This is a genomic window from Amnimonas aquatica, assembly GCF_002943415.1.
Classification (GTDB): domain Bacteria; phylum Pseudomonadota; class Gammaproteobacteria; order Pseudomonadales; family Moraxellaceae; genus Perlucidibaca; species Perlucidibaca aquatica_A.
Genome location: NZ_PTQZ01000001.1, coordinates 16350 through 27557, shown reverse-complemented (window position 1 = coordinate 27557; position 11208 = coordinate 16350). Strand labels below are relative to the sequence as shown.

Here is an 11208-nt window from a genome sequence, read left to right as displayed (position 1 = left end):
CAGCGGACCGGCGGCGACGATGGCCATGCGGGCACCGACCGTCTGCCGGTTGAAGGCGTAGGGCTTGAGCGCGTCGGGCACCGGCCCTTCACGCTCGTCGAGCATGCGCACGTAGCCGCCGAGCGGAATCGCGGACAGGCGGTATTCGGTGCCGTCGCGGCCGGTGCGGCGCCAGAGCGCCGGACCGAAGCCGATGGAGAAGGTCAGGACCTGCACGCCGAAGCGGCGCGCCATCCAGAAGTGTCCGTACTCGTGGATGGCGATGAGCGGCCCGAGGACCAGGATGCCGGCGAGAACGATCTGTAGAAACTGCATTATTCTCCTCCCTGTCGCGATATGGTCATGAGCTGGTCGTCAGCAATGCGCCCGGGCGCGGCCGCGGGCTTCGTGATCTGTGGCGAGAATAGTAGCCAATTCGGTTGCCGCTGACACGGGCATTTCCCGCATCACCGACGCGATCACGTGCGGAATGTCGGTGAAGGCCAGGCGTTCGTCGAGAAAGGCCTCCACCGCGACCTCGTTGGCGGCGTTCAGCACCGCCGGCATGGTGCCGCCGGCCTGCATGGCCTCCTGCGCCAGACGCAGGCAGGGAAAGCGCGCCAGGTCAGGCGCTTCGAAGCACAGCGCGCCCATGGTCGCGAAGTCCAGCGGGTCGACGCCGGCGGCGATGCGCGCCGGCCACGCCAGGGCATGCGCGATGGGCGTGCGCATGTCGGGATTGCCCAGCTGCGCCAGCACCGAACCGTCGCTGTAGCGCACCATGGAATGGATCACGCTCTGCGGATGCACCACCACCTCGACCTGCGCCGGCGTGGCGTCGAACAGCCAGCAGGCCTCGATGAACTCCAGACCCTTGTTCATCAGCGTGGCCGAATCGACCGAGATCTTGCGGCCCATGGACCAGTTCGGGTGCTTCACCGCCTGGGCCGGCGTCACCGTGGCCAGGCGCTCGGCCGGCCATTCGCGGAACGGGCCGCCGGAGGCGGTCAGCACCAGCCTCTCGATGCCGGCGGCGGCCAGCCCGCCCGGACAGGCCGGCGGCAGGCACTGGAAGATGGCATTGTGCTCGGAGTCGATGGGCAGCAGCGTGGCGCCGTGCTCGCGCACCGCCTGCATGAACAGGCCGCCGGACATCACCAGCGCCTCCTTGTTCGCCAGCAGCACGCGCTTGCCCGCGCGCACCGCCGCCAGCGTCGGCAGCAGGCCGGCGGCGCCGACAATGGCAGCCATGACCGTGTCGGCAGCGGTCGCCGACGCGATCTCCACCAGCGCCTCCGGGCCGCAGCGCACCTCGGTCTCGCAGCCGGCGGCGCGCAGCAACGCGTGCAGGCGCTCGGCATCGGCCGCGCGATCGATCACCGCGACGCGGGGCCGGAAGCTGACGCACAGCGCCGCCAGCTCCTCGACGCGCCGGTGCGCGCTCAGCGCGTGCACGCGATAGCGGTCCGGGTGGCGCGCGATGACATCGAGCGTGCTGCGGCCGATGGAGCCGGTCGCCCCGAGAACGGTGATCTGCTGTGGCGTCATGACGATCAGAAGCCGCCGGTCAGCCACCAGCCGGCCAGGAAGACCGGTGCGGCCGCGGTGATGGAGTCGATGCGGTCGAGCGCGCCACCATGGCCGGGAAAGATGTTGCCGGAATCCTTGATGCCGGCGCGACGCTTGACCATGGACTCGAACAGGTCGCCCAGCACCGAGGCCAGCACGGTGACCAGCGAAACCACGCCGAAGAGCACGGCATGCAGCCCGGAGAAGGACTGCGACAACGCCACCGCGACCATGATCAGCAAGGTCAGCAGCAGGCCGCCGTACAGGCCCTCGCGGGTCTTGGCCGGGCTCACCGCCGGCGCCAGCTTGCTGCGCCCGAAGGCGCGGCCGGCGAAGTAGGCGCCGGTGTCGGCGCCCCAGACCAGCAGCAGGACATAGATCAGCCACCACGGCGACTGCTGGTGCAGCTGCACCAGCCCCGCCCAGGTCGGCACCAGCAGCAGCAGGCCGGTGACCGCAAGCAGTGCGGAGCGGTCCCAGTCCGCCGCGCCTTCGGGGTAGCGGCGCACCCAGAGCAGCGCCAGCAGCCAGAACATGCTGGCGGCGATCACCAGCGGCCCCAGGCCGGCATCCAGCCCCCTGCCCTGCAGCAGCCACAGCAGCGCGGCGACCAGCGCCACATAGAGGGCGCGCGCCGGCAGGCCCGGCCAGCGCATCAGCGCCGTCCATTCCCAGGCGGCGACCAGCACCACGGCGGCGGCAAGCAGCGGAAAGGCGGCAGCCACGCCACCGAAGACGCACCACAGCACCAACGGCAGCAGGATCAGCGCCGTCAGCACACGTTCCTTAAGCATGAAAGGCCTCTATTTGTTCTGATGTTCGGCCAAAGCGGCGCTGCCGCAGCGCGAAGTCGTCGAGCGCGGCGTGCAGCTGATCATGGCCGAAATCCGGCCACAAGACATCGCTGAAGTGATATTCGGCGTAAGCGGACTGCCAGAGCACGAAATTGCTGATGCGCAGCTCGCCACCGGTGCGGATGAGCAAGTCGACAGGCGGCAGATCCGCCATTTCCACCTGGTCGCCGAGACGCGCGGCATCGATGTCGGCAGGCGCCAGCTTGCCGGCGGCGACCTGCTCGGCCAGGCGGCGGGCGGCCTGCGCCACATCCCACTGACCGCCGTAATTGACCGCGATCACCAGCGTCATGCGCGTGTGCGCGGCGGTCTGCGCCTCGGCCTCCAGCATGCCGGCCTGAAGCTCGGGAGAGAATGCCGTGCGGTCGCCGATGAAACGCAGGCGGATGCGCGCCCTGTCGAGTTCGCGCACGCGCACCTGCAGCGCCATCAGGAACAGCTGCATGAGCGCGGCCACCTCGTTCGGCGGCCGGCGCCAGTTCTCGCTGGAGAAGGCGAACACGGTCAGCACCTCGAGCTTCGCGCGCGCGGCCACCTCGACGATGTCGCGCAGGGCCTGCTCGCCGGCGCGATGCCCCTCGTTGCCCGGCAGGCCGCGCTGCTTGGCCCAGCGGTTGTTGCCGTCCATGATGACGGCGACATGGCGCGGCAGCGCGCCGGCATCGGCGGCGACATCCGGCGCTGCGCTGACCGGCACGTCCCGGCCGGGCTCCTGATCAGGCATGAAGTCAGACCTGCATCAGCTCCGCTTCCTTGGCGGCGAGCATCTTGTCGGCCTCGGCCACGAAGCGGTCGGTGATCTTCTGGACATCATCGCTGGCGCGACGTTCGTCATCCTCGGAGATCTCCTTCTCCTTGAGCAGCTCCTTGATGTCGCCCAGCACATCGCGGCGGATGTTGCGCAGGGCCACGCGGGCACCTTCGGTCTCGTTGCGCGCCAGCTTCTGCATGTCGCGGCGGGTCTGCTCGGTGAGCGCCGGCAGCGGCACGCGGATGACATCGGCGGTGACCGGGTTCAGGCCCAGGTCGGAGTTGCGGATGGCCTTGTCGATGGCACCGACCATGCTGCGCTCGTAGGGCTGCACGATCAGGGTGCGCGAGTCATCGACATTGACGTTGGCGACCTGCATCAGCGGCGTGTCGGTGCCGTAGTACGGCACCATGACATCCTTGAGCATGGAGGGATGGGCACGACCGGTGCGCACGCGGCTGAAGGCCTGCTCGAGCGCATCGATGGTCTTGGTCATGCGGACTTCGCAGTCCTTCTTGAGATCGTTCAGCATGGGAATCCAGCCTCCAAAACCAGGAATCAGCGGGTGACCAGGGTGCCTTCGGGCTCACCCACGACGAGGTTGAGCAGGGCACCGGCCTTGTTCATGTTGAAGACGCGCAGCGGCATGTTGTGGTCGCGGCAGAGGCAGATCGCGGTCAGGTCCATGACGCCCAGCTTGTCGTCCAGGACCTGGTCGAAGGTCAGCGTGTCGTACTTGACCGCCGAGGGATCCTTGACCGGGTCGGCATTGTAGATGCCGTCGACCTTGGTGGCCTTGATGACGATGTCGGCCGTGATCTCGATGCCGCGCAGGCAGGCCGCGGTGTCGGTGGTGAAGAACGGGTTGCCGGTGCCGGCGACGAAGATGCAGACATCGCCACCCTGCAGGTAGCGCACGGCGGCGCGGCGGTCGTAGTGATCGACCACGCCGCTCATGGGGATCGCCGACATCAGGCGGGTCTTGATGTTGTTGCGCTCCAGCGCGTCGCGCATGGCGATGCCGTTCATGACCGTGGCGAGCATGCCCATGTGGTCGCCGGCGACGCGATCGAGGCCGGCCTGCTGCAGCGCGGCGCCACGGAACAGGTTGCCGCCGCCGACCACGATGCCGACCTGCACGCCGATGCCGACCAGCTGGCCGATCTCCAGCGCCATGCGCTTGAGCACCTTGGGATCGATGCCGACGTCGGCATCACCGGCCAGCGCCTCCCCGGACAGCTTGAGCAGAATGCGCTTGTGGGCGAGACGATGATCGGTCATGGGCTTGAGGCCTCTTCAAATCCAGGGGGCGGGGCAAAACGTGGCGGCGAGTTTACAGCAAAAAGGCCCCTTTCGGAGCCTTTCTGCGGGCGGCCGGACGGCCAGCCGGAACTTACTTCGCGGCGGCTGCGGCGGCCTGGGTGGCAGCCACTTCGGCGGCGAAGTCGACTTCCTTCTTCTCGATGCCTTCGCCCACCTCCAGACGCACGAAGCGGGTGACCTTGGCACCGGCGCCCTTGAGCACTTCGCCGACCTTCTGGTCCGGGTTGATCACGAAGGCCTGCTCGACCAGCGAGACTTCGCCCTTGAACTTCTTCAGGGCGCCTTCCACCATCTTCTCGACGATGTTGGCCGGCTTGCCGGATTCGGCGGCCTTGGCTTCGGCGATTTCCTTTTCCTTCGCCAGCACGTCGGCCGGCAGCTCTTCCGGCGTCACCACCAGCGGGTTGGCGGCGGCGACGTGCATGGCGACCTGCTTGCCGATCTCGTCGTTGCCACCCTCGAGGGCGACCACGACACCGATCTTGAGACCGTGCACGTAGGTGGCCAGGGCAGCGCCCTCGACCAGCACGGCGCGGCGGATCTGGATGTTCTCGCCGATCTTCTGCACCAGGGCGACGCGGGCTTCCTCGACGGTCTGGCCGTCGTAGTCCAGGCCGGAGATGGCATCGACAGCGGTTTCGCGGGCGGCCAGGGCGAGGCCGGCGACCTTGTTGGCGAACGCGGAGAAGTTGGCGTCACGGGCCACGAAGTCGGTCTGGCAGTTGACTTCCAGCGCGATGGCGGTGCCGCCGTCGACGGCGATGATGATGGCGCCTTCGGCAGCGATGTTGCCGGCCTTCTTGGCAGCCTTGGCCTGACCCGACTTGCGCAGGTTGTCGATGGCCAGTTCGATGTCGCCGTTGGCTTCCTGGAGGGCCTTCTTGCACTCCATCATGCCCAGGCCGGTGCGCTCACGCAGTTCCTTCACGAGGCTGGCGGTGATTTCTGCCATGTTTGCTTTCCTCTCTAATGCTGGTGGATTCGGAAAAAAGGGGCCGCAGCCCCTTGATTCCGGTGCCCGTCCGTCATGGCCGGACACCGTGCGGGCTGTGACACCCTGACCGAAAGGTGTTACTCGGCGGTTTCAGCGGCGACTTCGACGAAGCCGTCGGCGTCACGACCACCCTGGGTGGCGGCGAATTCACGGCCTTCGATCACGGCATCGGCCACGGCGCCCACGTACAGCTGGATGGCGCGGATGGCGTCGTCGTTGCCCGGAATGACGTAGTCCACGCCGGTCGGGTTGGAGTTGGTATCGACCACGCCGATGACCGGAATGCCCAGCTTGCGGGCTTCGGCGATGGCGGTGGCTTCATGATCGACGTCGATCACGAACAGGGCATCGGGCAGACCGCCCATGTCCTTGATGCCGCCCAGCGACTTCTCGAGCTTCTCGAGTTCGCGGGTGCGCTCCAGACCTTCGCGCTTGGTCAGCTTGGCGATGGTGCCGTCGGCGACCTGGGCTTCCAGGTCCTTGAGGCGCTTGATCGACTGGCGGATGGTCTTCCAGTTGGTCAGCATGCCGCCGAGCCAGCGGTGGTTGACGTACGGCTGGCCGGCACGGGCGGCCTGCTCGGCGATGATCGGGGCGGCAGCGCGCTTGGTGCCGACGAACAGGACCTTGTTCTTCTGGCTGGACAGGCGGTTGACGAAATTCAGGGCATCGTTCAGCGCCGGAACGGTGTGTTCCAGGTTGATGATGTGGATCTTGTTGCGGGCGCCGAAGATGTACGGTGCCATCTTGGGGTTCCAGAAGCGGGTCTGGTGACCGAAGTGTGCGCCTGCCTGCAGCAGTTCGCGCATGGTGACTTGTGCCATGGGATCTCTCCGTTTGGGTTTGGCCTCCATCGGCCCCAGACACCAACCCGTCTTTCTCAACGGGCACCCGGTGGCTGTGACGGCCGATGTGCGGATTCAGGGTTAATCGCCCCCGGCCACCCGGTCCCGGACAGCGGGGCCGGCCCGCATCCATGAGAGAAGTACGGGTTTGCCGAAAAGCGGCGCGCTTTATACCATACACGCCTCGCCTCCCTCAACCGCCCTGCCCTCACCGGCAGCGCCGAACCGGAACACGCATGAGCACACTGATCAAGACGCCTGACGAAATCGAGAAGATGCGCACCGCCGGCCGCCTCGCCGGCGAGGTCCTGACCATGATCGGGGAGCATGTGCGTCCCGGCGTCAGCACCGAGGAGCTGAACAGCATCTGCCACGATTACATCGTCAACGTGCAGGGTGCGGTGCCGGCGCCGCTGAACTACCGCGGCTTCCCGAAAAGCATCTGCACCTCGATCAACCACGTGATCTGCCACGGCATTCCGAGCGACAAGAAGCTGCTCAAGGACGGCGACATCATCAACATCGACGTCACCATCATCAAGGACGGCTACCACGGCGACACCAGCAAGATGTTCTTCGTCGGCCAGCCCTCCATCCTCGCCCAGCGCCTGGTCAAGGTCACCCAGGAGTGCCTGTACAAGGCGCTGGCGCTGGTGAAGCCGGGCTGCACGCTCGGCGACATCGGCCATGTCATCCAGCAGCACGCCCAGGGCCAGCGCTTCTCGGTGGTGCGCGAGTACTGCGGTCACGGCATCGGCAAGATCTTCCACGAGGAGCCGCAGGTGCTGCACTACGGCAAGCCCGGCACCGGCATGAAGCTGGAGGCCGGCATGACCTTCACCATCGAGCCCATGATCAATGCCGGCACCCATCACACCAAGCTGCTGCCGGACGGCTGGACCGTGGTCACCAAGGACCACAAGCTGTCGGCGCAGTGGGAGCACACCATCCTGGTCACCGAGACCGGCATCGAGGTGCTGACCGCACGCCCCGAGGAGGACCTGTCCTTCCTCGCCTCCGACCGGGCGGCATGACATGGACGACACCAGCGCTCCCGCCGCCAGCCTCTCCGCCAGCGCCGACAAGGCCACGCTGAAGGCCGTCCAGGCCCAGCTCATGGAGCGCTTCGGGCAGGGGCGCGACGTGCGCCTGCTGGTGCGCGAGTGGGCCGATGCCGTCGATGACGTGCTGCGCCAGGCCTGGGCGACACTGGGCCTGGGCGAGGCCGAGGAGCTGGCGCTGATCGCCGTCGGCGGCTACGGCCGCGCCGAGCTGCACCCGCAGTCCGATGTCGACGTGCTGGTGCTGCACCGCCAGCCCCAGCTCGACGAGATCCTGCAGGCCGGTGTCAGCGCCTTCATCACCCACCTCTGGGACCTGGGCCTGGATGTGGGCTCCAGCGTGCGCTCGCTCGATGACTGCGTGCGCCTGGCGCGCGAGGACATCACCATCGCGACCAACCTGATGGAGTCGCGCACCCTGGTCGGCAGCGACGCGCTGCGGCGCGAGATGCAGCGCATCACCGGCCCAGAGCACCTGTGGCCGGGCAAGGCCTTCTTCATCGCCAAGCGCGACGAGCAGGTCGCCCGCCACGCCAAGCACAACAACACCGAATACAACCTCGAGCCCGACCTCAAGAACGCGCCCGGCGGCCTGCGCGACATCCAGACCATCGGCTGGGTGGCCAAGCGCCACTTCGGCGCCGACACCCTGCGCGGCCTGATCGCGCACGGCTTCCTCACCGAAGCCGAGTTCGAGGAGCTGGACGCCTGCCAGTGCGTGCTCTGGCGCATCCGCTTCGCGCTCAACCAGGTCAGCGGCCGCAACGAGACACGCATCCTGTTCGACTACCAGCGTCGCATCGCCGAGCTCTTCGGCTACAGCGACAGTGCCGGCAACCGCGGCGTCGAGCAGCTCATGCAGGATTACTACCGCGCCGCCATGCGCATCTCCATGCTCAACGAGATGCTGCTGCAGTACTTCGACGAGGCCATCCTGCGCGCCGACGAGCCGGTGCAGATCGTGCCGCTGAACAGCCGCTTCCAGCTCCGCAACGGCGCCATGGACGTGACCCGCGACGATGTCTTCAAGCGCACGCCGTCGGCGCTGCTGGAGATCTTCGTGCTGCTCGGCGACCTGCCGGACGTCTACAACGTGCGCGCCAGCACCATCCGCCTGATCATGCAGCACGCGCACCTGATCGACGACCGTTTCCGCGGCGACATCCGCAACAAGTCGCTGTTCATGGAACTGCTGCGCTGCCGCACCGCGCTGTTCGCCTCGCTGCGCCGCATGAAGCGCTACGGCGTGCTCGGCCGCTACATCCCGGCTTTCGGCGCCATCATCGGCAAGATGCAGTACGACCTGTTCCACATCTACACCGTGGACGCGCACACCCTGCTGGTGCTGAAGAACATGCGCCGCTTCCGCTACGAAGGCGTGGAGGAACGCTTCCCGGTGGTCGCGGAGGTCGCGCGCAAGCTGCCCAAGATCGAACTGCTCTACCTCGCCGGCCTGTTCCATGACATCGCCAAGGGCCGCGGCGGCGACCACTCCGAGCTGGGCGCGGTCGATGCCCGCGAATTCTGCCTGGCCCACGGCCTCGGGCGCTGGGACGCCAGCCTGGTGGCGTGGCTGACGCTGAACCACCTGATCATGTCGGTGACGGCGCAGAAGAAGGACGTCTCCGACCCCGACGTGATCAACGAATTCGCGCAGAAGGTCGGCGACGTGGTTCATCTCGACTACCTGTATGCGCTGACCGTGGCCGACATCTGCGCCACCAATCCCAACCTGTGGAACTCCTGGCGCGCCTCGCTGCTGCGCCAGCTCTACACGCAGACCAAGCGCGCGCTGCGCCGCGGCCTGGTCAACCCGATCGCCAAGCAGGAGTGGATCGCCGAGACCCGCGCCTCGTCGCTGGAGCTGCTGGAGTCGCGCGGCGTGCACCAGGCCGATGCCGAGCGCATCTGGGACCGCCTCGGCGACGACTACTTCCTGCGCGAGTCGGCCAAGGACATCGCCTGGCACACGGCGGCCATCCTGCGCCACCCGGCCGGATCCGGCCCGCTGGTGCTGGTGCGCGAGAACCACAGCGAGCAGTACGAGGGCGCGACCCAGCTGTTCGTGTACACGCACGACATGCCCAACCTGTTCGCCGCCACCGTGGCGGCGCTGGACCAGCTGCAGCTGACCGTCATGGACGCGCGCATCATCACCTCCAACGACGGCTATTCGCTGGACAGCTACATCGTGCTGGACGAGAACGGCGAGCGCATCGTCGACCGCCAGCGCATCGCCTACCTCGGCGAGGAGCTGAGCCAGGCGCTGGCCAACCCTGATCGCTTCCCGGACATCGTGCAGCGCCGCCTGCCGCGCCAGCTCAAGCACTTCGACGTGCGCACCGATGTCCGCCTGAGCAACGACCTGACCAGCCAGCGCACCATCCTGGAGATCACCACGCTCGACCGCCCCGGCCTGCTGGCGCGCATCGGGCGCATCTTCATGGCGCATGGCGTGAACGTGCAGAACGCACGCATCGCCACGCTGGGCGAGCGTGCGGAAGACATCTTCTTCCTCACCAACAGCCAGCAACAGCCGTTCTCCGACCCCATCAAGTGCGAGGCCCTGTGCGAGGACCTGCGCACGCAACTCGACGAGAAATTCACCATCAAATGGGCATGAATCCCGAGCTTTCCCTGCTGCACCCCTATCCGTTCGAGAAGCTGGCCGCGCTGTTCAAGGGCCATGACGCACCGGCCGGACTGAAGCCGATCGCGCTCTCGATCGGCGAGCCCAAGCACGCCTCGCCGGCGTTCGTGGCCGAGGCCATCGCGCGGCACATCGGCGGCCTGTCGACCTACCCGACCACGCTCGGCCTGCCGGTGCTGCGCGAGGCCATCGCGGGCTGGCTGACGCGGCGCTTCGGCCTGCGCGCTGTCGATCCGGCCAGCCAGGTGCTGCCGGTCAACGGCACCCGCGAAGCGCTGTTCTCGTTCACCCAGGCGGTGGTCGACCGGTCGGCGGTGACGGCGGCCGGCAAGCCGCTGGTGCTCATGCCCAACCCGTTCTACCAGATCTACGAAGGCGCGGCCCTGCTCGCCGGCGCCGAGCCGCACTTCCTGCCCTGCACCGCCGCCACCGGCCTGCAGCCGGACTTCGACGCCGTGCCGGATGCCGTCTGGGCGCGCACGCAGCTGCTGTTCATCTGCACGCCGGGCAACCCGACCGGCGCCGTGCTCGGTCTCGACACGCTGAAGCAGCTGATCGCGCTCAGCGACCGCTTCGGCTTCGTCATCGCCTCCGACGAGTGCTACTCGGAGATCTACTTCGACGAAGCACAGCCGCCGGTCGGCCTGCTGCAGGCCTGCGCCGCGCTGGGCCGCGACGACTACCGCAACTGCGTGGTGTTCCACTCGCTGTCCAAGCGCTCCAACCTGCCCGGCCTGCGCTCCGGCTTTGTCGCCGGCGATGCCGCGCTGATCCGCCCCTACCTGCGCTACCGCACCTACCACGGCTCGGCCATGCCGGTGCAGCACCAGCTCGCCTCCACGGAGGTCTGGCAAGACGAGGCCCATGTGAGGGACAATCGCGCCCTTTATCGCGAGAAGTTCGCTCGCGTGGCCAGGATCCTGGCACCGGTGCTGCCACTGGAGACACCGGACGCCGGTTTCTACTTCTGGGCCCGGACACCGGGCTCGGACGAGGACTTCGCGCGCGAGCTGCACGCCCGCCAGGCCGTCACCGTGCTGCCTGGCCGCTACCTCGCACGGACCGGGGCCGATGGCCTCAATCCCGGCGAGGGCCATGTGCGCATGGCCCTCGTGGCCGGTCTCGACGAGTGCGTCGAGGCGGCGGAACGCATACGGTCACTGCTCGCGCAGTGACCAGAGA

Annotated in this window: 11 protein-coding genes; 3 read left to right on the top strand and 8 right to left on the bottom strand. The window is 67.5% G+C overall.

Going from position 1 to position 11208, the window contains the following annotated elements:
- From C5O18_RS00145 to rpsB, 8 genes are all read right to left on the bottom strand, one after another.
- Nucleotides 1–315, bottom strand: a 315-nt coding sequence (locus tag C5O18_RS00145; RefSeq protein WP_206389661.1) for a site-2 protease family protein, incomplete at its 3' end; no start/stop codon positions are given.
- 39 nt (nt 316–354) lie between these two features.
- Nucleotides 355–1527 carry a 1-deoxy-D-xylulose-5-phosphate reductoisomerase gene (ispC, locus tag C5O18_RS00140; protein WP_105190865.1) on the bottom strand — a complete coding sequence of 391 codons (1173 nt, stop codon included), beginning with the start codon at nt 1525–1527 and terminating at the stop codon, nt 355–357.
- A gap of 5 nt (nt 1528–1532) precedes the next feature.
- Entirely contained in the window at nt 1533–2342 is an 810-nt protein-coding gene (locus C5O18_RS00135) for a phosphatidate cytidylyltransferase (protein ID WP_105190864.1), read from the bottom strand.
- Nucleotides 2335–3126 carry a polyprenyl diphosphate synthase gene (uppS, locus tag C5O18_RS00130; protein ID WP_105190863.1) on the bottom strand — a complete coding sequence of 264 codons (792 nt, stop codon included), beginning with the start codon at nt 3124–3126 and terminating at the stop codon, nt 2335–2337. The genes C5O18_RS00135 and uppS overlap by 8 nt, the downstream gene beginning before the upstream one ends.
- Before the next feature lie 4 nt (nt 3127–3130).
- A complete protein-coding gene (frr, locus tag C5O18_RS00125) occupies nt 3131–3685 on the bottom strand; it encodes a ribosome recycling factor (protein ID WP_105190862.1) in 555 nt (184 codons plus the stop codon).
- 26 nt (nt 3686–3711) lie between these two features.
- Nucleotides 3712–4434 (bottom strand): UMP kinase, encoded by a 723-nt coding sequence (gene pyrH / locus C5O18_RS00120; RefSeq protein WP_105190861.1) that lies wholly within the window; start codon nt 4432–4434, stop codon nt 3712–3714.
- A 112-nt stretch (nt 4435–4546) separates the two neighbouring features.
- Complete coding sequence (tsf, locus tag C5O18_RS00115) at nt 4547–5428, bottom strand: translation elongation factor Ts (RefSeq protein WP_105190860.1); 882 nt, start codon at nt 5426–5428, stop codon at nt 4547–4549.
- A gap of 119 nt (nt 5429–5547) precedes the next feature.
- Nucleotides 5548–6294 carry a 30S ribosomal protein S2 gene (rpsB, locus tag C5O18_RS00110; protein WP_105190859.1) on the bottom strand — a complete coding sequence of 249 codons (747 nt, stop codon included), beginning with the start codon at nt 6292–6294 and terminating at the stop codon, nt 5548–5550.
- A gap of 86 nt (nt 6295–6380) precedes the next feature.
- Between rpsB and map the strand changes: the two genes are divergently transcribed.
- Genes map through dapC form a run of 3 tightly spaced genes read left to right on the top strand, consistent with a single transcriptional unit; the run spans nt 6381 to nt 11201 of the window.
- Nucleotides 6381–7349, top strand: a complete 969-nt coding sequence (map, locus tag C5O18_RS00105) for a type I methionyl aminopeptidase (RefSeq protein ID WP_338132492.1) — start codon at nt 6381–6383, stop codon at nt 7347–7349.
- 1 nt (nt 7350) lies between these two features.
- Nucleotides 7351–9999, top strand: coding sequence for a [protein-PII] uridylyltransferase (locus C5O18_RS00100; RefSeq protein WP_105190857.1), 2649 nt, complete (start codon nt 7351–7353; stop codon nt 9997–9999).
- The gene (gene dapC / locus C5O18_RS00095) at nt 9996–11201 is read left to right on the top strand and encodes a succinyldiaminopimelate transaminase (protein ID WP_105190867.1); all 1206 of its coding nucleotides are present in this window, start codon (nt 9996–9998) and stop codon (nt 11199–11201) included. Before C5O18_RS00100 ends, dapC begins: the two co-directional genes overlap by 4 nt.
- Nucleotides 11202–11208: the final 7 nt, after the last annotated feature.